Genomic DNA, 24,644 nt, shown 5'->3' on the forward strand with positions numbered 1-24,644 from the left:
ATACCGATTAATGATGTGCCCATTCGATGCTGTTCAGATCCACACCCTGCTTGTACATTTCCCACAGTGGAGAAAGGTCACGCAGACGGCCAATGGATTTACGAACCAGATCAATGGTGTAGTCGATCTCTTCTTCAGTGGTAAAACGACCTAAAGAGAAACGGATAGAGCTATGCGCCAGCTCGTCATTCATGCCCAACGCGCGCAGCACGTAGGACGGTTCCAGACTGGCGGAGGTGCAGGCGGAACCGGAAGAGACCGCCAGGTCTTTCAGCGCCATGATCAGCGACTCGCCTTCAACGTAGTTAAAGCTCACGTTGAGAATGTTTGGCGCGCCCTGCTCAAGGTCGCCGTTCAGGTAAACTTCTTCAATATCTTTGATGCCGTTCCACAGGCGGTTACGCAGACCGCGCAGACGGGCCATTTCGGTCTCCATCTCTTCTTTCGCGATACGGTAAGCTTCGCCCATACCGACGATCTGGTGGACAGGCAGAGTACCAGAGCGCATACCGCGCTCGTGCCCGCCGCCATGCATCTGCGCTTCAATGCGAATACGCGGCTTACGACGCACATACAGCGCGCCAATGCCTTTCGGACCATAAATTTTATGACCGGAGAAGGACATCAGATCCACTTTCAGTTGGCTCAGGTCGATAGGCAGTTTGCCCACGCTCTGGGTGGCGTCAACGTGGTAGATGATACCGCGCGCGCGGCACATTTCGCCGATGGTCGCGATATCCTGCACCACGCCGATTTCGTTGTTCACGTGCATGATGGAAACCAGAATGGTGTCGTCACGCATCGCTGCTTCGAGCTCGTTGAGATCGATGATGCCGTTGCGCTGGGGCGCCAGGTAGGTCACTTCAAACCCTTCGCGCTCAAGCTGACGGCAGGTGTCCAGCACCGCTTTGTGCTCGGTCTTGCTGGTGATGATGTGCTTGCCTTTTTTCTGATAAAAGTTGGCAGCGCCTTTGATCGCCAGGTTATCGGACTCCGTCGCCCCTGAGGTAAAGACGATTTCACGCGGGTCGGCGCCGACCAGTTCAGCAATCTGGTTGCGGGCGATATCTACCGCCTCTTCAGCCTGCCAGCCGAAACGGTGTGAACGAGACGCCGGGTTCCCAAAGGTTCCGTCCAGGGTCAGAAACTGCATCATTTTCTCGGCAACACGCGGGTCCACCGGCGTGGTTGCGGAGTAGTCGAGATAAATCGGTAATTTCATTGCTCTTAAACTCCGTACATCACTCAATGCAAGGAATCAGGCAACCGGCTGGATGTACGACCGTGTTGACGGGACGTCCGCGTCCCGGCCTGATTCTGAATTCTTTTTTACGCTTCATCCTTCAGACGACCGCGGCGTTCACCGCATGAGGCCGCCAGAAGAGATGGCGTAATATTTTAATTAAGCGCGTAATTTAACGTCGATAGCGTCCTGCGCACGACCGCTGGCGCGCGGCGCGTCATGCGTGTGCTGGCGACCAGACACATCCAGAACTTCCTGGTTATTCACCAGCTCGCCTAAGGTAATATTGTTGAGAAAGCCGGTCAGGCGATCGCTTAAATCACGCCACAGCGCATGGGTCAGGCATTTATCGCCGCCCTGACAGCCGCCTTTCCCCTGGCAACGGGTCGCGTCAACGGATTCATCAACCGCGCTGATCACTTCGCCGACCGCGATACTGCCAGCATCTTTACCCAACAGATAACCGCCGCCCGGCCCGCGTACGCTGGAAACCAGACCGTTTTTACGTAAACGGGAAAATAGCTGTTCCAGATAAGAAAGGGAAATCCCCTGACGTTCAGAAATATCAGCCAACGGTACCGGGCCCGCTTCGGAGTTGAGCGCAACGTCTAACATTGCGGTCACGGCATAACGCCCTTTAGATGTCAGTCTCATGTCTTACTTAACCTCAAACTCGCCCCTGCCCGGGGTTTTTTATTGTAAAATGGAGGTATTGCATAGCAGGGACAAGTCTGACATTCCCGAGTAATTTGGTCAACTATTTACTTGAGTAAATTAGTCAGGTATTTAGCGTTCCGTGCGATATTGACGCGGTTACTTGCCTTTATTCTGCTGCTCAATAGACGCCAGAATCCCACGCAGAATATTCAACTCCTGGCTTTCCGGGCGGGCGCGGGTAAACAGACGGCGCAATTTATTCATCACCTGCCCCGGATGGTTTTCGCGAATAAAGCCAGTGGAGAGCAACGTCTGCTCCAGATGGCCGTAGAAACGTTCAAGATCGTCCACCAGCGGATACGGCGCCTCTTCATGATCTGCCGCGTCGCCGTTTTCCTGCGTCGCCAGCCAGGCCATGCGGACTTCATACGCGATGACCTGTACCGCCATCGCCAGATTCAACGAGCTGTACTCCGGGTTAGCGGCAATAGCGACGTGATAATGGCATTTTTGCAACTCATCGTTAGTCAGCCCGACACGCTCACGACCAAAAACCAGCGCAACCGGCGTATTTGCCGCTTCCGCCACGCTTTTTAAGCCGCACTCGCGCGGATCAAGCATCGGCCACGGCAGAGTGCGGGAACGGGCGCTGGTGCCGACCACCAGGCTACAGCCAGCCAACGCTTCGTCCAGCGTATCGACGATCTGCGCATTACCGATCACATCGCTGGCGCCTGCCGCCAGGGCGATGGCCTGGGAGTCCGGTTTCACCAACGGGTTTACCAGCCACAGGTTAGTTAAGCCCATGGTTTTCATAGCGCGAGCCACAGAGCCCATATTGCCGGTGTGGGAGGTTTCCACCAGCACAATTCGAATGTTTTGCAGCATTGTCTTTCTTCAGCTAAAGATTATTCTGACATCTTACCATAAAACCAAGACAGATTCCGATCTCGCTGCTATACTCTGCGCCGTTTTCCCGTTCTTTAACATCCAGTGAGAGAGACCGATGCATCCGATGCTGACCATCGCCGTGCGCGCAGCGCGCAAGGCGGGTAATGTAATTGCCAAAAACTATGAAACTCCGGACGCTGTAGAAGCGAGCCAAAAAGGCAGTAACGATTTTGTGACCAATGTAGATAAGGCCGCTGAAGCGGTGATTATCGACACCATTCGCAAATCTTACCCGCAACACACTATTATCACCGAAGAAAGCGGTGAGCACGTTGGCACAGATCAGGATGTTCAATGGGTTATCGATCCGCTGGATGGCACCACCAACTTCATCAAACGTCTGCCACACTTCGCTGTTTCCATTGCTGTACGCATTAAAGGCCGTACTGAAGTGGCTGTCGTGTACGATCCGATGCGTAACGAACTGTTCACCGCCACCCGCGGTCAGGGCGCGCAGCTGAACGGCTACCGTCTGCGCGGCAGTACCGCTCGCGATCTGGACGGCACTATCCTCGCTACTGGCTTCCCGTTCAAAGCCAAACAATACGCGACCACCTACATTAATATTATCGGCAAGCTGTTCACCGAATGCGCCGATTTCCGCCGCACCGGTTCCGCCGCGCTGGATCTGGCCTATGTGGCTGCAGGTCGTGTCGATGGTTTCTTTGAAATTGGCCTTCGTCCGTGGGATTTCGCCGCGGGCGAACTGCTGGTTCGTGAAGCGGGCGGTATCGTCAGCGATTTCACCGGCGGTCATAACTACATGATGACCGGTAATATCGTGGCGGGGAATCCGCGCGTCGTTAAAGCCATGCTGGCGAATATGCGCGACGAACTGAGCGATGCGCTGAAGCGCTAAGTCTCTTCGGCGGATGGGGCCACTCATCCGCCGTGCCTTTTCAGGCGTTTTTCCTAAACACAGCCTCATCGCTTTACTTGCCTGCATGTTTTTGTACGATCGCTCCCTGCTCCGCTATTGGCATAAAGCGGCAAGGAAGCGAACATGACCCTTCAACATACCCGACGCATCGTCAAATCCCTTTTTATTCTGTTTATCATTGTGGTCTGTATTTATCTGCTACCCCGCGTAGCGATCAATGCCTTTTATTACCCGGACAATAAAGTCTATGGGCCAACCCCTGCCGAAGCTGAATCCATTACCTTTACCGCCAAAGATGGCACGCATCTGCACGGCTGGTTTATTCCCACTGCTTTCGGCAGGCCGGAAAACGCCGTCGCGACGGTGATTCATGTCCATGGCAACGCCGGAAATATGTCGGCGCACTGGCCGTTAGTCAGTTGGCTGCCAGAACGCAACGTAAACCTGTTTATGTTTGATTACCGTGGTTTTGGCGAATCTGAGGGTACCCCATCACAAGAGGGGCTACTGGACGATACGAAAAGCGCGATAGATTATGTGCGGCATCGCGCCGACGTTAACCCCGAGCGCCTGGTACTGCTGGGGCAGAGCCTGGGCGGCAATAATGTACTGGCCGCCGTAGGCCACTGCGTAGGCTGCGCAAATATGCGCTACGCCGACCAGGCGGGCATACGTGCGATTATCCTTGACTCAACGTTTTTATCCTATTCCTCCATCGCCAACCAGATGATCCCGGGCAGCGGCTATTTGCTTGATGACCGCTATAGCGCGGATCGCAATATTGCCAGCGTCAGCCCCATTCCGGTATTGATTCTTCATGGCACGGCAGACCATGTTATTCCCTGGCAGGACAGTGAGAAATTGTATGCCCTCGCCCGGGAGCCCAAACAAAAAATCTTCATTCCTGACGGCGATCACATTGATGCTTTTTCCGGACGTTATGCAAACCTTTACCGTGATGCAATGATTAAATTTATTCAGACCGCGCTATCCGCTAAATAGCGCGACGCTGTATATATGCATATTTTATGATTAAGAATATATTTATTATACCGATAGTAAAAACCATTTTTTCCCGTTAGCGAAGGCGGTGGATTAGCGCTAGCGTAACAGCAATATTCAACTGATTTTTATAACAATTTATTTTCATTTGTTTTTCCTGAATATTACTGTGGAGTATGTGATGGCTATCAAAATTACGCCTGACGAGTTTAGTCTGCTTATCCAGCGATTAAACAAAAAATGGCGCGTGTTTGCCCCGTCCGCAGAGTTTCGCGGCGGGCGTTTTTCCGACACTGACAACATTATTTATCAACGGATTAGCGGCTGGCGCGATCTCATCTGGCACGAGAAATCGCACATGTCGCCGAATACCATTATCGCCCCTATCACCGAAACGCTCTTTTATTTCGATAAAGACACCATTCAAATTGCCGAGACAGACACCTCCCCGATAATCATCTTTGCCCGCGCCTGCGACATTAACGCCATGTCGCGGCTGGATTATATGTATTTATCAAATGGGAATAATTCCGATTACAGTTATCAACTGCTACGGGAGCATATTCGTTTCGTCCTTATTGAGTGTGAAGAAAGCTTCGAAAATTGTTTCTGCGTCTCAATGGGTACTAATAAAACTGACTGTTATAGCGCCGCCATGCGTTTTAGCGATGAGGGCGCGCTTGTCAGCATCCGCGATCCCTTTATCGAGGCGGCGATACAAGGGCTGGGGCAGGAGGCTGACTATACCCCCTCTTTCGTCAGCGAAAACCGGGAAACCGTCGTCACGCCGGACAGCGTTTGCCGCGATCCGCAAAAAATTCGCGACATTCTCACCCGCCATCCGCTATGGGACGCTTACGACAGCCGCTGCATCAGTTGTGGCCGCTGCACTACCGGGTGCCCAACCTGTACCTGCTATAGCGTCTTTGACGTCGCCTATGATGAAAATCCGCAGCGCGGCGAACGCCGTCGCCAGTGGGCAAGCTGCATGGTGCCGGGCTTTAGCGACATGGCCGGCGGTCATGGTTTTCGCGAAAAACCCGGCGAGCGTCTGCGCTACCGCGCCCTGCATAAGGTCAATGACTACAAAGCGCGCAACGGCATTGAACATATGTGCGTCGGCTGCGGCCGCTGCGACGATCGCTGCCCGCAATACATCAAATTTTCTTTGATTATCAACAAAATGACCGCTGCCGTTCGGCAGGCGCTGGCAGAGGAGGCATAACGCATGTCACATTGTTCCTGTCATGATAAACCGCAGCACAGTTTGCTGCCTGCGGCGTACCGCATCCTCAGTATTACTCGCCACACGCCGCTGGAGTGGAATTTCCGCGTGGCCGTCGATTTTCCCGCGCACTGGGGGCAATTTGTTGAGGTGTCGCTGCCGCGCGTCGGCGAAGCGCCCATCTCCGTTTCCGACTACGGCGACGGCTGGATAGATCTGCTGATTCGTAATGTCGGAAAAGTGACCAGCGCCCTCTTTACGCTGAAAGAAGGCGACAACGTGTGGCTACGCGGCTGCTATGGCAATGGCTATCCGGTCGATACGCTGCGCCATAAGCCCTTACTGGTTGTCGCAGGCGGTACGGGCGTCGCGCCGGTGAAAGGCTTAATGCGCTATTTCGTTGAGAATCCCCAGGAAATTGGTCAACTGGATATGATTCTCGGCTATAAAAATCGCGATTGCGTGCTGTACAAAGAAGAAATGGCGACGTGGCGCGGCAAACATAATCTGGTGCTCACGCTGGATGAAGGCGAGGCTGATGACCGTTACCAGATTGGCCGGGTGACCGATCGGCTTGCCGACATGACGCTTAGCGATATCGACACTATGCAGGCCATCGTCGTTGGGCCGCCAATAATGATTACCTTTACCGTAAAAATGCTGCTGCAAAAAGGGCTCAAGCCGGAGCAAATCTGGGTGGACTACGAACGCCGGATGGCCTGCTCCGTCGGGAAGTGCGGCCACTGCCGTATGGGCGAAGTGTATGTCTGCACCGACGGCCCGATATTTAACTACGCCGTCGCGCAACGTTTTGCCGATTAAGGAGAACATCATGAGCATTGATATTGATATCATTAAAGCCCGTGCGAAAAACGAATATCGCCTGTCAAAAGTGCGCGGCGAAGCCATGATCAGCGTCCGCATTCCCGGCGGTATTTTGCCCGCGCATTTGCTAACAGTGGCGCGTGACATCGCCGAAACCTGGGGCAACGGACAAATTCACCTCACTACCCGCCAGAAGCTGGCGATGCCGGGTATCCGTTACGAAGATATCGACAACGTGAACGCCGCGCTGGAGCCGTTTCTTCGCGAGATTGAAATAGAACTGTGCGACGTCCAGGTTGAGGATACCAAAGCGGGCTATCTCGCTATTGGCGGGCGAAATATTGTCGCCTGTCAGGGGAACCGCATTTGCCAGAAAGCCAACACTGACACGACCGGTCTGTCCCGTCGTCTTGAAAAACTGGTCTATCCCAGCCCTTATCATCTCAAAACGGTCATCGTCGGCTGCCCGAATGATTGCGCGAAGGCGTCAATGGCCGATCTGGGAATTATTGGCGTGGCGAAAATGCGCTTCACTGCCGATCGCTGTATCGGTTGCGGCGCCTGCGTGAAGGCCTGTAGTCACCACGCGGTAGGCTGCCTGGCGCTGAAGAACGGCAAAGCGGTCAAAGAAGAGTCCGCCTGTATCGGCTGCGGCGAGTGCGTGCTGGCCTGTCCGACGCTGGCCTGGCAACGTAAGCCGGATCAGCTCTGGCAAGTCCGTCTGGGCGGACGCACCAGTAAAAAGACGCCGCGCGTCGGCAAGCTCTTCCTCAACTGGGTGACTGAAGATGTGATAAAGCAGGTGATCGTTAACCTGTATGAATTTGAAAAAGAGATGCTCGGCGGAAAACCGATCTATCTACATATGGGCCATCTGATCGACAAAGGCGGCTATCTGCGTTTTAAAGAACGGGTACTGCGCGGCGTTCAGCTCAATCCGGAAGCGATGGTCGCCGAACGCATTTACTGGGCCGAAGACGAATCCGTCGCGCGGATGCATCTCAAACCCGCCGGACACTAATCAACCACGCCATGGCCGCAGCCCGCCCACAGGCTGCGGCACGCTAAACCACATGACCAGCGCCGCGACAAGCAGTATGACCCCTCCGGCCAGCGCCAGCGTTGACCAGCCTACCTGCCGCCATAACGCTGGCGCTTTGTTTCCACTGAGCTTCACCGCCAGAGCACGAAAAGTGTGTACCAGCAACGCCAGCGAGGTAATCGTTAGCGAGGTTCCCGCCGCCATCGCCAGTACCGACGCCATTCCCCAGCTAAAAACGCCAATCACTTTACTGAATAACAGCACCATTATCGCGCCGGAACAGGGCCGCATCCCCATAGACAGTACGATCATGAATCGCGCGCGCCAGTCATCGCCGCTATGCAATTGTTCCTGCGTCGGTAGATGCTGATGTCCGCAGCCGCATTTTTCATGGTGAACATGGCGCGGCGTAAAAGCGATAAAGACAGGTTTACGTAGCAGCGCGCGTAACCTTTTTATGGCCCGCCAGCACAGCAAAATGCCCAGCCCGCCAACTAACGCATAGCTCCCCTTTTCCAGCCAGAAGCCGCTCAGATGGAGCTGCCTGGCCGGAAGTTGCAATACGGTCAGCACGCCCACCACCAACCCGATAGCCACGAACCCCTGTAATAAGGCGGCGGCGAGGGTTAACACGATACTTGATTTCAGCTTTGAAGGATGCGTCGCCAGCCATGTCGCGATCACCACTTTGCCGTGTCCCGGCCCCAGCGCATGAAGCACGCCATACATAAAACTCAGCAGAAGCAAAGATCCGCCCGCCCGCTCAGGATGCGTCGCCACCGCATTAAGCAGCGCGCTCAACTGCTGATTTACGTCCCGCTGCCAAAGAGCGCTTTTCAACATCACCTGCGGCCAGGCCTGCCATATCCACAGACCGCCAACCAGCATCAGCAGCAGGAATAACGCCAATGGCCACAGCGAGAGCCAGCGCCGCCCCGGAGTGCGTTGAGAAAAAATTACTGACATTGCAAGGTCACCGTTTGGGCAAACTGTTTACCTAAATCCATATCCTCCGGCGGCGCGTCCTCTTTATCCAGCGACTGGGCGAAACGTAGCGTCTCTTCGCCGGGCGCAGGAGTATAAACCTGAATCCGACACTTTTCGCGCAGCGGTTCCGGCATCGTGATATCGCTGTCCTGGTCATAATGCATATCGACATAATAAGAGGGATCAAACGTTGAAAAGGTATAACTCTGTCCGCTTAACGGCTGCGGTTCAGCCAGCGGTAGCGTAAAGGTCAATACCGCCTGATGCGCGTCACGCGTCATACCGTATTCTGTCGGCCTGTTTTTAAACTTCACTTTCGCGCCATTGCGCCACACTTCTGTAAAGTAGTGCTGCCCAAGTACGTTAGCCATCACTTCCGCCGCCAACTTTTTCCATATTTCTGACCCCGGTGCCGCGTTTCCGGCGTCATACAGCAGATCTGCGGACGTCAGCGCGTCCATTGTCCAGCGCATTTTTAACGCCACAAATTGCTCATTTTCACTGACCACCTGCGTTTGCAGACGGATGAAGCTGTGCGGATGCGCCGCCGCCACGAAAGATAAAACGGCAAGAAATAGTGTTAAGGCGCTGCGTTTCACTGGCTTCATCTGTTCCTCGCGATAAAAATTCTGTGACGTTCCTCAGCATTCCTGGCCTAAAAGCACGCTTATCACATTTTTCACACGCAAACTTTAGCTATCCTTACCAGACAAACTAACGGGAGACCTGACAGATGATGCCGACAATTGCCCCACCATCTGTACTTTCCGCTCCCCAGCGCCGCTGTCAGGTATTGCTGACGCTTTTCCAGCCGGAGCCAATTGCCACGGTGGAAATCTTCAGCGCGCTTAATGGCGTTGATAATGATACTGCCCGTGAGGATATCACTGAGACAAGCCTGGAGATCCAGCGCTATCATCGCCTTGCCATCACAACATGCCAGAACGGTTGCTATCGGATCGAAGGTACAGCACTCGATCAGCGCCTTTGCCTTTTACACTGGCTCAGGCGCGGCCTGCGTTTATGCCCGACCTTCGTCACGCAACAGTTTACCCCGGCCTTAAAAAACGCGCTAAAGCAGCGCGGTATCGCGCGTCCGCTGTATGATGATATTAATCTTCACGCGCTCATCAATCTGTGCGCCCGCCGGTTGCAAAAACCATTTGAACATCGCGACGTGCAGTTCCTGCGTCTCTTTTTACAGTATTGTCTGCTACAACACCATGCCGGCATCACCCCGGAGTTCAACCCTGTACAGCAGATTTGGGCGCAGTCGTGCGCGGAATATCCACTCGCCCAGGAAATTGGTCGTCACTGGCAGCGCCACGTGATGCAGGCCGCACCGCTCAATGAAGCGCTGTTTATGGCGTTACTGTTTTCAATGATTCGCCTCCCCGACCCGATTCGCGACACGCATCAACGGGCGCAGCAACTGCGACTGGAAGTGGCGCGGCTGGTGCTGCGCTTTCGAGAAAAAGGGAACGTACGCTTCAGCGACGAACAAGGGCTTAACGATCAGCTGTATGTCCATCTCGCCCAGGCGCTGAACCGAAGTTTATTCACGATTGGCATCGATAATACGCTTCCGGAAGAGTTTAACCGTCTTTATCCGCGTCTGGTTCGCACCACACGTGAGGCGCTCGCCGGGTTTGAAGCCGAATATGGTATCCACTTTTCCGAGGAAGAGACGGGGCTGGTGGCAGTGATTTTCGGCGCCTGGCTAATGCAGGATAACGATTTGCATGAGAGACAGATCGTATTGTTAGCGGATAAAAATGATGCGCTGGAGACGCATATTGAGCAGCAACTGCGTGAACTGACCCTGTTGCCGCTGAATATCAGACGGCTATCGCTCCAGGCATTTCAAAAAGAGGGATGCCCGCGCGGCGTAGCGCTGATTGTTACCCCTTACGCCACGCCGCTACCGCTCTTCTCACCGCCATTAATTCATGCGGATCGCACCCTCACAGAGCACCAACAGCAGCAGATCCGCAAGATCCTGGAATCATGACGCGGCAACCACTTTGGGCCGAAGGAAGATAGCGGGCAATGCCACCAGCGCCATAATCCAGAACACGCCGCCGCCCAGATGTTGATACAGAAAACCGGCAAATACCGTCATAATCGCGATGCTGCCGCCCATCGCCACAGCGGAATAGACGGCCTGCAAACGAATCACCTCGCTTCCCTGACGCGCAGCGATATAGCGCATGGCGGCCAGATGGCAAACGGTAAACGTGCCACAGTGCAGGATTTGTATCACAATCAGCCACGGCAACGCCGTACTCCAGCCCATCAGTCCCCAGCGTACCACGCCGCACACAGCGGAAAGCAACAGCAAGTCGCGGGCGCTAAACCGGCGAAATAGCTTTTTACTCAGGGCGAAAATGATCACTTCCGCCACCACGCCCAACGACCATAAATAGCCGACCGCCGATGCTGAATAGCCAGCCCCCTGCCAGTAGATGGCGCTAAAACCGTAGTAGGCGGCGTGCGCCCCTTGCAGCAAACAGACGCAGGCGAGAAAACGCCAACTTTGTGCCACCAGCGTACGCCAGGCGGGCCAGCCTGCGCTCTCCTGCTGACGGCTTTCCCCTTGCGGCGGCACGCTGGGACGTAACAACATACCCAGCAACATCGAGGCGACGCCGAGCGTCAGTAGCGCCAGAATCGCCTGGTAATCGTATAAACTCACCAGCTTACCGGTCAGCGCCGACCCTATCACGAAGGCGATGGACCCCCACAGCCGCACCCGACCATAGTCCAGGGTAATTTGCTTTTGCCAGGTATTGGCCAGCGCATCGGTCAGCGGCACCAGTGGTGAAAAGAAGAGGTTAAACCCAACCATCACCACCATTAGCCACGCGACATGCGTTCCTGCCCAAAATGCCAGCGCAAATACCAGCGTCAGCAATGCCAGTACGCGCAGCGCGGAGATCAACCGCGAAGGATCGCTTACGCGAGGCGCAATGAGCAGACTACCGAGAAAACGCGCGACCAGACCCACGCCCAGCAGAAGACCGATGGTTTCCGGCGTTAGCCCAAGACCTTTGAGCCAGACGCTCCAGAAGGGCAGAAAAATACCGTAACTAAAGAAGTAGGTGAAATAACTGAGCGCCAGCCAGCGCGTGGAATGCAATGCCATGATTCCCTCCCGTTTGGAGGCGATAGTCTGGCGGTAAACGGTTGCGCTGGCAAGGGTAACATAAGATTAACAAGCGGAGGGAGAAGTTCAAACGGCAACGCCGCCGGATAATGACTTCCGGCGGCGTCACGTTATGGCGCATAAGTAATGCCCGACAGACGCAGCGCCATCGGGCCATTTTCACAGCATAAGCGCTTACGCGTAAACCGGGAAGCGGGCGCAGATATCCAGTACTTTCGCTTTCACGCGTTCAATGGTGGCTTCATCATTGATGTTGTCCAGCACGTCACACATCCAGCCAGCCAGCTCTTTCACTTCCGCTTCTTTGAAGCCGCGACGAGTGACCGCTGGAGAACCGATGCGGATACCGGAAGTCACGAACGGGCTCTTAGGATCGTTCGGCACGCTGTTTTTGTTCACCGTGATGTTAGCACGGCCCAGCGCGGCGTCAGCTTCTTTACCGGTCAGGTTTTTATCCACCAGGTCCAGCAGGAACAGGTGGTTCTCAGTGCCGCCAGACACCACTTTGTAGCCGCGGTTCAGGAACACTTCTACCATCGCTTTGGCGTTTTTCGCCACCTGCTGCTGGTAAACTTTGAACTCCGGCTCCATCGCTTCTTTCAGTGCTACCGCTTTACCCGCGATCACGTGCATCAGCGGGCCGCCCTGCGCGCTTGGGAACACGGCGGAGTTCAGTTTTTTGTACAGCTCTTCATCGCCGCCCTTCGCCAGGATCAGGCCGCCGCGCGGACCCGCCAGGGTTTTGTGGGTGGTGGTGGTGACAACGTGAGCGTGCGGAACCGGGTTCGGGTAAACGCCTGCGGCAATCAGGCCCGCCACGTGCGCCATGTCGACAAACAGGTATGCGCCGATGCTGTCAGCGATTTCACGCATTTTTGCCCAGTCAACCACGCCGGAGTAGGCAGAGAAGCCACCGATAATCATCTTCGGCTTGTGCTCTTTGGCCAGCTTCGCCATCTCGTCATAGTCAATTTTACCGGACTCATCGATACCGTAAGGTACGATGTTGTACAGTTTACCGGAGAAGTTAACCGGGGAGCCGTGAGTCAGGTGGCCGCCCTGCGCCAGGTTCATACCCAGAACGGTGTCGCCCGGCTGCAGCAGCGCGGTGTAAACAGCGAAGTTAGCCTGAGAACCGGAGTGCGGCTGCACGTTAGCGTAGTCGGCGCCGAACAGTTCTTTCGCGCGGTCGATAGCCAGCTGCTCAACGACATCAACGTATTCGCAACCGCCGTAGTAGCGCTTGCCCGGATAACCTTCAGCGTATTTGTTGGTCAGCTGAGACCCCTGCGCCTGCATCACGCGCGGGCTGGTGTAGTTTTCGGAGGCGATCAGTTCGATGTGCTCTTCCTGACGTACTTTTTCCTGCTCCATAGCCTGCCACAATTCGGCATCATAATCGGCAATGTTCATTTCACGCTTTAACATCCGCATCTCCTGACTCAGCTAACAATAAAATTTGTGCCTGAAAAGGCAGTCCGTGGGACTTCGGCCAACAGTATAACCGAATCATTCTTCGATAACAGGTCTTGACAAAGGTTTTTACGCAAACGATTACCTATGCGTCAGATAAGGGTTTCCTGAACGAGAGCCTGACGAATTTCAACGGATTTCTTTTCAGCTTTGTGATGCAGATTTTTCACGTTGTTACCTCCATAACGTAAAGCAGAGAAGATCCATTTACAATGCAAGGGTATTTTTATAAGATGCATTTGATATACATCATTAGATTTTCACATAAAGGAAGCACGTATGCTTGACGCACAAACCATCGCTACAGTAAAGGCCACCATTCCCCTGCTGGTTGAAACAGGACCGAAACTGACCGCCCACTTCTACGACCGTATGTTTACGCATAACCCGGAGCTCAAAGAAATCTTCAATATGAGCAACCAGCGTAACGGCGATCAGCGTGAAGCCCTGTTTAATGCTATCGCGGCCTACGCCAGCAATATCGAAAATTTACCGGCGTTGCTGCCGGCGGTAGAAAAAATCGCGCAGAAGCACACCAGCTTCCAGATTAAGCCGGAGCAGTACAACATCGTCGGGACGCATCTGCTGGCGACGCTGGACGAAATGTTCAACCCGGGCCAGGAAGTGCTGGACGCGTGGGGCAAAGCCTATGGCGTACTGGCTAACGTCTTTATTCATCGGGAAGCCGAGATTTATCACGAGAACGCCAGCAAAGACGGCGGCTGGGAAGGCACGCGCCCCTTCCGCATCGTTGCGAAAACCCCGCGTAGCGCACTGATCACCAGCTTTGAGTTTGAACCGGTCGACGGCGGTACGGTGGCGGAATACCGTCCCGGGCAGTATCTGGGCGTCTGGCTGAAGCCGGAAGGTTTTGCGCATCAGGAGATCCGCCAATATTCACTGACCCGTAAACCCGATGGCAAAGGGTACCGTATTGCCGTGAAGCGTGAAGACGGCGGCCAGGTATCAAACTGGTTACACCATCACGCCAGCGTAGGCGATGTGGTACATCTGGCTGCGCCGGCAGGTGACTTCTTTATGAATGTCGCCGCTGATACCCCCGTTTCGCTGATTTCCGCTGGCGTCGGCCAGACGCCGATGTTAGCGATGCTCGATACGCTGGCGAAAGAACAGCATACCGCGCAGGTGAACTGGTTCCACGCGGCGGAGAACGGCGACGTCCATGCGTTTGCCGACGAAGTGAGCGAGCTGGGCCGTACACTGCCGCGTTTCACTGCCCATACCTGGTACCGCGAGCCGACTGAGGCCGATCGCGCCCAACGCCTCTTCGACAGCGAAGGGCTGATGGATTTAAGCAAACTGGAAGCCGCGATCAGCGATCCGGCAATGCAGTTCTATCTTTGCGGCCCGGTAGGCTTTATGCAGTTTGCCGCAAAACAACTGGTTTCACTTGGCGTGAATAACGAAAACATTCATTACGAATGCTTCGGCCCGCATAAGGTGCTGTAATTGCAAGAAATCCTCTGAAAAAACGGGCGTTATCGTTAAGGCGAACGCCCGTTTTCCTCCCCGTTCCCCTGCTTATTGCGCTGCTTTTTATGCCTTTCTTTTACAAAAAAGGGGAATAAAAAAAGTCTGTGCAAATCGTGTTATTATTAACGTTTGACTTAGCTCGTTAGGGCATCTTTTTATGCAGCAACCTGTTGTACGCATTGGAGAGTGGCTGGTTACACCTTCTGTTAATCAGATCAGTCGTCAGGGACGCCAGATTACTCTTGAACCACGGCTGATCGATCTTCTGATGTATTTTGCGCATCATCCGGATGAAGTGTTAAGCCGGGATAACATTATTGATCATGTCTGGATGCGCACCATCGTGACCAACCATGTTGTCACCCAAAGCATTTCTGAACTACGCAAATCATTAAGAGATGGCGGAGACAGCAATGCTGAATACATCGTTACCGTACCTAAACGCGGCTATAAGCTGACGGCGCCGGTTATCTGGTGCGAAGAAAATAGCGATGAGATCGATAATTCATCAACGTCGCCGCCGCCGCCGATCGCAGCGACGAATGCAGAACCGACGGAGGGGGTTACTGCCGCTACGCCTGTGCCGCCCGCCTCTTTGCAAACGCCGACTAAAAAGGCGAAAAAGCCGCGTATTGCCGCTTTCTGGACGTGGGTGATGTTCCTGCTCTCGCTGGCGACGCTGGTGGTGTTTATCGTGATGTCGGTGGTAGATCATAATGCCGCGGTAACAAAAACGCGGTTATTACTTAACCCACGAGATATAGATGTTCGTTTTGAAGGCGGCAATTCCTGTAATAACTGGGTCTCGCAGGAGTCCTACGCCATCGGTCTGGGTGGCTTAATCACCGACCTGCTGAACACCTACTCGACTTTTATGGTGCACGATAAAACCAATTACCGGGTCAATGAGCCAAGCAGCTCCGGTAAGACGTTAACCATTCAGTTTGTCAATCAGCGCCACTATCGGGCGCAGCAGTGCTTTATGTCTGTAGTGCTCATTGATAACGCCGATGGTTCAACCATGCTGGATAAGCGTTATTTCGTCACCAATACTAACCAGTTGTCCATCCAGGATGATCTGTTTAATAGCCTGTCTTTCGTTTTAACACAGCCCTGGCCTAATCGTATGCGAGAACAACTGGCCCTGTTCAGAACGCCGCAAAATACCGCGCTGATGCGTTTTTATGAGGCGCGCCAGCTTATTCTGAGCGGCGATGCGCAGGCGCTAGGTAAAGCCAGCGATATTCTGAATGGCATTATTAAGGAAACGCCTGATTTCAACTATGCCTATGAATATAAAGTGCTGGTAGATGTATTACGGCAATCACAGCAGCCGTTTGATAAAGAACAAGTGGCCGCACTGAACGAAGAGTTTAAAAAAATAGATCAAATTCCGGGCGTTGAGAAAACGTCTGTTTATTATAAAATCAAGACCGTTGATCTTTTGGGCAAAGGTGATATCGATGCAGCGTATGAGGAAATCAATAAAAGCATCGAGCTTGAAATGTCGTGGTTTAACTATGTCCTGTTGGGGAAAGTTTACGAAATGAAAGGTGAGAATCGTCTGGCCGCTGATGCCTATCTGACCGCCTTTAATTTACGTCCAGGTGAAAACACGCTGTACTGGATCGAAAATGGCGTATTTCAGACATCCGTTCAGAAAATTGTCCCTTATCTGAATAGTTTTCTGGCAGAAGATTAAATTTAACGCTGAACCATGACAAATAAAAGCGAAAAGATATTAAATTTTTCGCTTTTATTTTGTGAAAAACATGTTGCCAAAAATAGCTTATGTTAATTTTGGCAACATATTCATTGCAAAGATATGTAAATATAACTCTTTGTAATTAAACGATGTTTATCCTTTCATGATATTTTTCATGATATTTATATGTTAATTCAAAAAAATCAATCTATCAGTTTTTTCATGTTTGTGTTTATTTCACTTTTTCTTTAGGACTTATCTCAACCCAATCGTTAATCTTATCGACAGTTGAACGGGCACGCAGCATATATGAAGCATAAGCCCGGTTCTTAAAAATACAGCTCAGGAGAAATGAACATGAGTTCTGTCAAAAAGATCGGGCTATTTGCCTGTACTGGCGTCGTTGCCGGTAATATGATGGGGAGCGGGATTGCATTATTACCCGCCAACCTTGCCAGTATTGGTGGCATTGCCATCTGGGGCTGGGTAATTTCTATTATTGGGGCAATGTCGCTGGCTTATGTTTATGCGAGGCTGGCAACCAAAAACCCTCAACAGGGTGGCCCTATCGCTTATGCTGGGGAAATATCTCCGGCGTTTGGTTTCCAGACCGGCGTTCTTTATTATCACGCAAACTGGATTGGTAACTTAGCCATCGGTATTACCGCGGTTTCTTATCTTTCTACGTTCTTCCCGGCGTTAAATAATCCAATACCGGCAGGTATTGCCTGTATTGCTATCGTCTGGCTGTTCACCTTTATTAATATGCTGGGCGGGGCCTGGGTCAGCCGTTTGACAACGATTGGCCTATTCCTGGTGCTGATCCCGGTAGTCTTGACCGCAGTCGCCGGCTGGCATTGGTTCGATATCGCGACCTATCACGCGAACTGGAACACGTCTACGACGACCGACTCTCACGCCATTGTTAAAAGTATTCTGCTCTGCCTGTGGGCGTTCGTTGGCGTTGAGTCTGCCGCCGTCAGCACCGGCATGGTGAAAAACCCGAAACGCACCGTACCGCTGGCAACCATGCTGGGTACCGCGCTGGCAGGCATCATCTATATCGCCGCGACTCAGGTTATCGCCGGGATGTTCCCAGCTTCCGTTATGGCCTCTTCCGGCGCGCCGTTCGCTATCAGTACCTCCACGATTCTGGGTGGCTGGGCTGCGCCGCTGGTTTCCGCCTTTACCGCTTTCGCCTGCCTGACGTCTCTGGGCTCCTGGATGATGCTGGTCGGCCAGGCTGGGGTTCGCGCCGCCAACGACGGCAACTTCCCGAAAATTTACGGTGAAATGGATAAAAACGGTATTCCGAAAAAAGGTCTGCTGTTGGCTGCGGTGAAAATGACGGCGCTGATGATTCTGATCACCATCATGAACTCCAGCGGCGGTAAAGCGTCCGACCTGTTCGGCGAACTGACCGGGATTGCCGTACTGCTTACCATGCTGCCGTACTTCTACTCCTGTGTTGACCTGATTCGCTTCGAAGGGTTCAACATCCGTAACTCGGTAAGCCTGATTTGTTCTGTACTGGGCTGCGCATTTTGCTTCATCGCACTGATGGGCGCCAGCTCCTTCGAACTCTCCGGCACCTTTATCGTCAGTCTGATCATCCTGATGTTCTACGGTCGCAAAATGCACCAGCGCCAGAACAACGACAGCGACAACAATACGGCTGAAGCGCTTTAACCGCTAACTCCTTTTTCTCAAAGCCCCTTTCGTCACCTGCTATAGCGTAGCGGGAGGGGCCCACTTTACCAGGAACAAGACTATGAACGTTATTGCTATCATGAACCACATGGGCGTCTACTTTAAAGAAGAGCCTATTCGTGAACTGCATCGTGCACTGGAAGGTTTAAATTTCCGTATCGTCTATCCAAACGACCGAGAAGACCTGCTGAAGCTGATTGAAAATAACTCCCGCCTTTGCGGCGTCATTTTCGACTGGGATAAATATAACCTTGAGCTTTGCGAAGAGATTAGCAAGCTGAACGAGTATATGCCGCTGTACGCCTTCGCCAACAGCTACTCTACGCTGGACGTCAGCCTCAACGATCTGAGAATGCAGGTTCGCTTCTTTGAATATGCTTTAGGCGCCGCAGCCGATATCGCGGCGAAAATTCGCCAGAATACCGATGAATACATCGACAATATTCTGCCGCCGCTGACAAAAGCGTTGTTCAAATATGTGCGCGAAGGGAAATATACTTTCTGTACGCCTGGCCACATGGGCGGGACCGCTTTCCAGAAAAGCCCCGTCGGCAGCATCTTTTATGATTTCTTCGGCCCGAACACGATGAAATCCGATATTTCGATTTCCGTTTCCGAACTGGGTTCGCTGCTGGACCACTCCGGCCCGCATAAAGAAGCGGAAGAGTATATCGCCCGCGTCTTTAACGCCGAACGTAGCTACATGGTGACGAACGGCACCTCTACGGCGAACAAAATCGTCGGTATGTACTCCGCGCCGGCAGGCAGCACGGTACTGATTGACCGTAACTGCCATAAATCGCTGACCCATCTGATGATGATGAGCGACATTACGCCGATTTATTTCCGCCCAACCCGTAACGCCTACGGTATTCTTGGCGGTATTCCGCAAAGCGAGTTCCAGCACGCCACTATCGCTAAACGGGTAAAAGAGACGCCTAACGCAACCTGGCCGGTCCATGCTGTTATTACTAACTCAACCTATGACGGTCTGTTGTATAACACTGACTACATCAAGAAAACTCTGGATGTGAAGTCCATTCATTTTGACTCCGCCTGGGTGCCTTATACCAATTTCTCCCCTATTTATCAGGGTAAATGCGGTATGAGCGGCGACCGTGTGGAAGGCAAAATCATTTATGAAACCCAGTCCACGCATAAACTGCTGGCGGCGTTTTCACAGGCATCCATGATTCATGTTAAAGGCGACATTAACGAAGAAACCTTTAACGAAGCCTACATGATGCATACCACCACTTCTCCGCACTACGGTATCGTAGCGTCTACTGAAACCGCAGCGGCGATGATGAAAGGTAATGCGGGTAAACGCCTGATTAACGGCTCTATTGAACGTGCGATTAAATTCCGTAAAGAAATTAAACGCCTGAAAAGCGAATCTGACGGCTGGTTCTTTGACGTATGGCAGCCGGAACATATCGATGGAGCTGAGTGCTGGCCGCTGCGTTCAGATAGCGCATGGCATGGCTTCAAAAATATCGATAACGAACACATGTACCTCGACCCGATCAAAGTCACTATCCTGACGCCGGGGATGAAGAAAGACGGTACGATGGATGAGTTCGGTATTCCGGCAAGTCTGGTCGCCAAATATCTCGATGAACGCGGCATCATCGTAGAAAAAACCGGTCCATACAACCTGCTGTTCCTGTTCAGCATTGGTATCGACAAAACCAAAGCTCTGAGCCTGCTGCGCGCGCTCACTGAATTTAAACGCGCCTTTGACCTGAACCTGCGCGTCAAAAACATTCTGCCGGCACTGTACCGCGAAGCGCCTGAGTTTTATGAAAATATGCGCATCCAGGAACTGGCGCAGAATATTCATAAACTGGTCGAACATCATAATCTGCCGGACTTAATGTACCGTGCGTTTGAAGTGCTGCCGAAAATGGTGATGACGCCGTATACTGCGTTCCAGAAAGAGCTGCATGGCGAAACGGAAGAGGTGTATCTTGAAGAGATGGTTGGACGCGTCAACGCCAACATGATCCTTCCTTACCCTCCGGGAGTGCCGCTGGTGATGCCTGGTGAAATGATCACCGAGGAAAGCCGTCCGGTACTGGAATTCCTGCAAATGCTGTGCGAAATCGGCGCCCACTATCCGGGCTTCGAAACCGATATCCACGGCGCCTATCGTCAGGCAGACGGACGTTACACCGTTAAGGTGCTGAAAGAAAATACGAAATAAGTACCAAAGGGAAGTGGCTTGCCACTTCCCTTTTTTCACGCAGCAAGGAGACTTTATGAAAACACCCTCACAACCGCGCGCGATTTTTTACATCGTGGCGATTCAAATTTGGGAATACTTCAGCTTTTACGGCATGCGTGCCTTACTCATCCTTTATCTTACCCACCAGCTTGGTTTTAATGACAGCCACGCGATCAACCTCTTCAGCGCCTACGCCTCTTTAGTTTACGTTACCCCTATTCTTGGCGGCTGGCTTGCCGACCGCCTGCTTGGCAACCGCGTGGCGGTTATCACCGGCGCCTTATTGATGACGCTGGGTCATGTGGTATTGGGCTTAGAATCTGATTCAACGCTGAGTTTATATGCGGCGCTCGCCATTATTATCTGCGGCTACGGCTTGTTTAAATCCAATATTAGCTGTCTGCTGGGCGAACTTTACGCCCCTGATGACAACCGCCGCGACGGGGGATTCTCGCTGCTCTACGCCGCCGGGAATATTGGATCGATAGCCGCGCCGATCGCCTGTGGTCTGGCGGCGCAGTGGTATGGCTGGCATGTCGGCTTTGCGCTGGCGGGCGTGGGAATGTTCATCGGCCTGCTCATCTTTTTAAGCGGTCATCGCCACTTTCAGCAGACGCGCGGTGTTAATCGCCCCGCGCTGCGGGCGGTTAAATTCGCCCTTCCAACCTGGGGTTGGCTGGTATTAATGCTGTGTATCGCACCGGTATTCTTCACCCTCCTGCTGGAAAATAACTGGTCTGGCTATGTGCTGGCCATTGTCTGCGTCTTCGCGGCGCAACTTATCGCCCGTATTATGGTTAAATTTCCCGAACACCGTCGCGCCTTGTGGCAAATCGTTCTGTTAATGATCACCGGCACTCTCTTCTGGGTTCTGGCGCAGCAGGGCGGAAGTTCGATCAGTTTATTCATCGACCGTTTTGTCAACCGCCACTGGCTAAACATGACCGTCCCCACCGCATTGTTCCAGTCGGTCAATGCGATTGCGGTGATGGCGGCGGGCGTGGTGCTGGCGTGGCTGAGCAGCCCGAAAGAGAGCGCCCGCTCGGTGCTGCGCGTCTGGCTTAAATTTGCCGTGGGGCTGGTATTGATGGGCGGCGGTTTTATGCTGCTGGCGCTAAACGCGCATCAGGCCCGGTTAGACGGGCAGGCATCAATGGGAATGATGATCGCAGGGCTGGCGCTGATGGGCTTTGCGGAACTGTTTATTGATCCGGTCGCGATGGCGCAAATTACCCGCCTCAACCTGCCTGGCGTCACGGGCGTACTGACCGGTATTTATATGCTGGCGACCGGCGCGGTCGCTAACTGGCTGGCTGGCGTGGTCGCGCAACAAACCACGGAATCGCAAATTAGTGATACGGCGGTAGCCGCCTACGGACACTTTTTCTCGCAAATGGGCGAGTGGACGCTAAGTTGCGTGGCGCTGATCGTCGCCATTGTCGGCCTGAGATGGGTTTGCACCCGGACTACATCGGCGCTACCGCAGGGCGATTAAACGGTGGTTCGCTGCCCACAAGGAGGAGACGGGCAGCGAATCGGCACATCAGATAGCCGCGTCGTCTTCTTCGCCAGTACGGATACGAATAACGCGGGCGACATCAAAGACAAAGATCTTACCGTCGCCGATTTTCCCCGTCTGCGCGGTACGAATGATGGTATCAACACAGGTATCCACGATGTCGTCAGGCACAACGATTTCAATTTTTACCTTCGGCAGAAAATCCACCATATATTCCGCGCCGCGATACAGCTCGGTGTGGCCTTTTTGACGGCCAAAACCTTTGACTTCAGTGACCGTCATGCCGGTAATACCTACCTCGGCCAGCGCTTCACGGACATCGTCCAGCTTGAAGGGTTTAATAATCGCATCAATCTTTTTCATGCTATTCCTTGAAAAGGTCGCCTGTGTTTTGATCGGTTAAACGTAACATATTTCGCGCTACTTTACGGCATGAAAACTACTCTTTGAAATCATTCGCATCCAGTTCGTGACGGGAGAGTAGCTTATAGAATTCCGTGCGGTTGCGCCCCGCCATCCTTGCCGCGTGCGTCACGTTACCTTTGGTAATTTGCAGTAACTTGCGCAGATAGTTCAGTTCAAATTGGTTTCGCGCTTCGGCAAAAGTTGGCAGCGCGGTGTTTTCGCCTTCCAGCGCCTGCTCGACCAACGCATCGCTGATCACCGGCGAAGAAGTTAACGCCACGCATTGTTCAATGACGTTGACCAGTTGGCGCACGTTGCCCGGCCAGCTTGCCGTCATCAGCCGTTTCATTGCATCAGTAGAAAAGGCGCGAACAAACGGTTTATGCCGCTGTGCCGACTGTCTGAGCAGATGATTAGCCAGCAGCGGAATATCCTCGGTACGCTCCGCCAGCGCCGGAATTTTCAGGCTCACGACATTCAGCCGGTAGTACAAATCTTCACGAAATTCGCCCCGCGCCATCGCCTTCGGCAGATCGCGGTGCGTCGCGGAAATAATTCGCACGTCGATATCAATATCGCGATTGCTGCCCAGCGGCCTGACTTTGCGCTCCTGTAACACCCGCAGCAGCTTCACCTGTAACGGCGCGGGCATATCGCCAATTTCATCCAGAAACAGCGTGCCGCCTTCCGCCGCCTGGAACAACCCTTCACGATTGCTCACTGCGCCGGTAAAGGCGCCGCGCGCATGGCCGAATAATTCGGACTCCAGCAACTGTTCCGGTAACGCGCCGCAGTTAATGGCGACAAACGGCTTGTTACTGCGCGGGCTGGCATTATGAATCGCCTGTGCGAAAATCTCTTTCCCGGTGCCGCTTTGTCCGTTAATCAATACGCTGACATCCGACTGCGCGACCATGCGCGCCTGTTCAAGCAGTCGCAGCATCAGCGGGCTACGGGTAACGATAGCGTTGCGCCAGCTATCGTCCGTCGCGGGAGCGGACTGCTCCAGCGCTTCATCTATCGCTTTATATAACGCGTCTCTGTCGATCGGCTTCGTCAAAAAGCTGAATACGCCTTTCTGGGTAGCGGCCACCGCATCCGGAATAGAACCATGCGCCGTCAGAATGATAACCGGCATTCCCGGCTGTACTTTCTGAATTTCTGTGAACAGTTGCATACCATCCATTTCGTCCATGCGCAGGTCGCTTATTACCAGATCCACTTTTTCCCGATGTAGTACCCGTAGTCCTTCCTGGCCGCTCTCTGCGGTCACGACGCTGTATCCTTCACTGGTCAGGCGCATACCGAGCAATTTCAGTAATCCGGGATCGTCATCGACCAGCAGCAGGTGCGCCGGTTTACGGCTTATCATGGCGTTACCTCATCTTGTGACGGCGACGGCGCCGCGCCATCTTCAGACGTCGCGGGTTTGTCATTCGTATGCGGCGTATCGGCGTTGTAATTCCCTGCCGGTTTTCGTGTCGAAAGCTGGCGCTCAATATCGGTTAAACTCTCCAGCTTACGGGTGGTAAGATCGAGCTGCGTTTGCAAGGCCTGTTGCTGCTGGCGCAGCGCATCCAGCTCACTATCTGACGTTTGCTGGAGTTTGCTATAACGCTGACGTTCGGCAGAAAGTGCTAATTGCAGCGCCTGACCGTCATGCCAGATTTGGTAGACGGGCCGTACCTGAGCCGGTATTTGCGCGCTTAACGCCTCCAGACGGGTCACTATGGCGCGCCGCTCCGGCGGCGTAATTTTTGCATCCGCCAGTAAGATCCCGCGCCTGAAGGCATTTTGCCAGTTATCATCCGTCAACGCGCGCGCCTCTGCGCGCGACTGAACCGGCATCAGACGATCGGCGCAGTCAATCGTGCGTAGCCAGTACAGCGGATTCGTCTCCACCGCCTGCCCGCGTAGCGACCAGATATCCGCGCACGCCGTCGGGAGATAATCCGCCAGTTGATAATGGGGGAGCGTGTCCTGCGCTGCGCTACCGGGCAGTTGCTGTGAAGCATGGGGAACACATGCGGTCAGCGCCAGACACGATATGCCCACCGGTATTCCCCACCGCAAAAGGCATCGTTTAATAGTTTGGACGAAAACGTGTGACATACGCACCAGGCTTAAATTCAT

21 protein-coding genes are annotated in these 24,644 nt (G+C 53.3%); 11 read left to right on the forward strand and 10 right to left on the reverse strand.

Annotated features, from left to right (window positions below; genetic code table 11):
• Positions 1-7: 7 nt before the first annotated feature.
• From iscS to trmJ, 3 genes are all read right to left on the reverse strand, one after another.
• Positions 8-1,222 carry a cysteine desulfurase gene (gene iscS, locus ACLJRS_RS21275; protein WP_000775263.1) on the reverse strand — a complete coding sequence of 405 codons (1,215 nt, stop codon included), beginning with the start codon at positions 1,220-1,222 and terminating at the stop codon, positions 8-10.
• A gap of 180 nt (positions 1,223-1,402) precedes the next feature.
• A complete protein-coding gene (gene iscR, locus ACLJRS_RS21280) occupies positions 1,403-1,897 on the reverse strand; it encodes a Fe-S cluster assembly transcriptional regulator IscR (protein WP_001241346.1) in 495 nt (164 codons plus the stop codon).
• 159 nt (positions 1,898-2,056) lie between these two features.
• A complete protein-coding gene (gene trmJ / locus ACLJRS_RS21285) occupies positions 2,057-2,788 on the reverse strand; it encodes a tRNA (cytosine(32)/uridine(32)-2'-O)-methyltransferase TrmJ (protein WP_000940030.1) in 732 nt (243 codons plus the stop codon).
• 118 nt (positions 2,789-2,906) lie between these two features.
• Here trmJ and suhB point away from each other — a divergent pair, with 118 nt between their 5' ends.
• The 5 genes from suhB to asrC all read left to right on the forward strand — a co-directional run bounded on the left by suhB (position 2,907) and on the right by asrC (position 7,804).
• On the forward strand, positions 2,907-3,710 hold the full coding sequence (gene suhB / locus ACLJRS_RS21290) for an inositol-1-monophosphatase (protein ID WP_000553467.1): 804 nt from the start codon (positions 2,907-2,909) through the stop codon (positions 3,708-3,710).
• Positions 3,711-3,854: 144 nt separating this feature from the next.
• A complete protein-coding gene (locus ACLJRS_RS21295) occupies positions 3,855-4,733 on the forward strand; it encodes an alpha/beta hydrolase (protein WP_000174944.1) in 879 nt (292 codons plus the stop codon).
• A 181-nt stretch (positions 4,734-4,914) separates the two neighbouring features.
• Positions 4,915-5,958: an anaerobic sulfite reductase subunit AsrA gene (gene asrA, locus ACLJRS_RS21300; RefSeq protein WP_000985209.1), complete on the forward strand. Its 1,044-nt coding sequence runs from the start codon at positions 4,915-4,917 to the stop codon at positions 5,956-5,958.
• A gap of 3 nt (positions 5,959-5,961) precedes the next feature.
• Positions 5,962-6,780, forward strand: a complete 819-nt coding sequence (asrB, locus tag ACLJRS_RS21305; RefSeq protein ID WP_000017587.1) for an anaerobic sulfite reductase subunit AsrB — start codon at positions 5,962-5,964, stop codon at positions 6,778-6,780.
• Between the two features lie 10 nt (positions 6,781-6,790).
• On the forward strand, positions 6,791-7,804 hold the full coding sequence (asrC, locus tag ACLJRS_RS21310; protein WP_000020685.1) for a sulfite reductase subunit C: 1,014 nt from the start codon (positions 6,791-6,793) through the stop codon (positions 7,802-7,804).
• On the opposite strand, the gene ACLJRS_RS21315 is transcribed toward asrC, so the two are convergent.
• Both ACLJRS_RS21315 and ACLJRS_RS21320 read right to left on the reverse strand, forming a co-directional pair.
• The gene (locus tag ACLJRS_RS21315) at positions 7,805-8,791 is read right to left on the reverse strand and encodes a nickel/cobalt transporter (protein WP_000111011.1); all 987 of its coding nucleotides are present in this window, start codon (positions 8,789-8,791) and stop codon (positions 7,805-7,807) included.
• Positions 8,782-9,420 carry a DUF1007 family protein gene (locus tag ACLJRS_RS21320; protein ID WP_000805725.1) on the reverse strand — a complete coding sequence of 213 codons (639 nt, stop codon included), beginning with the start codon at positions 9,418-9,420 and terminating at the stop codon, positions 8,782-8,784. Before ACLJRS_RS21320 ends, ACLJRS_RS21315 begins: the two co-directional genes overlap by 10 nt.
• Positions 9,421-9,545: 125 nt before the next feature.
• Here ACLJRS_RS21320 and csiE point away from each other — a divergent pair, with 125 nt between their 5' ends.
• Entirely contained in the window at positions 9,546-10,823 is a 1,278-nt protein-coding gene (gene csiE / locus ACLJRS_RS21325; protein ID WP_410957899.1) for a stationary phase inducible protein CsiE, read from the forward strand.
• On the opposite strand, the gene ACLJRS_RS21330 is transcribed toward csiE, so the two are convergent.
• Together ACLJRS_RS21330 and glyA are read right to left on the reverse strand one after the other, a co-directional pair.
• Positions 10,818-11,957, reverse strand: a complete 1,140-nt coding sequence (locus ACLJRS_RS21330) for a 3-phenylpropionate MFS transporter (protein WP_001173729.1) — start codon at positions 11,955-11,957, stop codon at positions 10,818-10,820. The two genes, csiE and ACLJRS_RS21330, sit on opposite strands and share 6 nt — an antisense overlap.
• 195 nt (positions 11,958-12,152) lie before the next feature.
• Positions 12,153-13,406, reverse strand: a complete 1,254-nt coding sequence (glyA, locus tag ACLJRS_RS21335; protein WP_000919178.1) for a serine hydroxymethyltransferase — start codon at positions 13,404-13,406, stop codon at positions 12,153-12,155.
• A 324-nt stretch (positions 13,407-13,730) separates the two neighbouring features.
• Here glyA and hmpA point away from each other — a divergent pair, with 324 nt between their 5' ends.
• The 5 genes from hmpA to dtpD all read left to right on the forward strand — a co-directional run bounded on the left by hmpA (position 13,731) and on the right by dtpD (position 22,082).
• Positions 13,731-14,921, forward strand: a complete 1,191-nt coding sequence (hmpA, locus tag ACLJRS_RS21340; RefSeq protein ID WP_000883146.1) for an NO-inducible flavohemoprotein — start codon at positions 13,731-13,733, stop codon at positions 14,919-14,921.
• A 181-nt stretch (positions 14,922-15,102) separates the two neighbouring features.
• The gene (gene cadC / locus ACLJRS_RS21345) at positions 15,103-16,647 is read left to right on the forward strand and encodes a lysine decarboxylation/transport transcriptional activator CadC (protein ID WP_001187150.1); all 1,545 of its coding nucleotides are present in this window, start codon (positions 15,103-15,105) and stop codon (positions 16,645-16,647) included.
• A gap of 360 nt (positions 16,648-17,007) precedes the next feature.
• Positions 17,008-18,339 carry a cadaverine/lysine antiporter gene (gene cadB / locus ACLJRS_RS21350; RefSeq protein ID WP_000100008.1) on the forward strand — a complete coding sequence of 444 codons (1,332 nt, stop codon included), beginning with the start codon at positions 17,008-17,010 and terminating at the stop codon, positions 18,337-18,339.
• An 82-nt stretch (positions 18,340-18,421) separates the two neighbouring features.
• Positions 18,422-20,566 carry a lysine decarboxylase CadA gene (gene cadA / locus ACLJRS_RS21355; protein ID WP_001100652.1) on the forward strand — a complete coding sequence of 715 codons (2,145 nt, stop codon included), beginning with the start codon at positions 18,422-18,424 and terminating at the stop codon, positions 20,564-20,566.
• Positions 20,567-20,621: 55 nt separating this feature from the next.
• Positions 20,622-22,082 carry a dipeptide permease DtpD gene (gene dtpD, locus ACLJRS_RS21360; RefSeq protein WP_000856793.1) on the forward strand — a complete coding sequence of 487 codons (1,461 nt, stop codon included), beginning with the start codon at positions 20,622-20,624 and terminating at the stop codon, positions 22,080-22,082.
• A gap of 48 nt (positions 22,083-22,130) precedes the next feature.
• Here the strand turns inward: dtpD and glnB are convergent, their stop codons facing one another.
• The 3 genes from glnB to qseG form a co-directional block, all read right to left on the reverse strand.
• Positions 22,131-22,469 (reverse strand): nitrogen regulatory protein P-II, encoded by a 339-nt coding sequence (glnB, locus tag ACLJRS_RS21365; RefSeq protein WP_000717694.1) that lies wholly within the window; start codon positions 22,467-22,469, stop codon positions 22,131-22,133.
• 76 nt (positions 22,470-22,545) lie between these two features.
• Positions 22,546-23,880, reverse strand: a complete 1,335-nt coding sequence (gene glrR / locus ACLJRS_RS21370; protein ID WP_024131115.1) for a two-component system response regulator GlrR — start codon at positions 23,878-23,880, stop codon at positions 22,546-22,548.
• On the reverse strand, positions 23,880-24,644 hold the full coding sequence (gene qseG / locus ACLJRS_RS21375) for a two-component system QseEF-associated lipoprotein QseG (protein ID WP_001054239.1): 765 nt from the start codon (positions 24,642-24,644) through the stop codon (positions 23,880-23,882). Before qseG ends, glrR begins: the two co-directional genes overlap by 1 nt.

The organism is Salmonella sp. SAL00670, from assembly GCF_046552235.1.
Lineage (GTDB): Bacteria > Pseudomonadota > Gammaproteobacteria > Enterobacterales > Enterobacteriaceae > Salmonella > Salmonella enterica.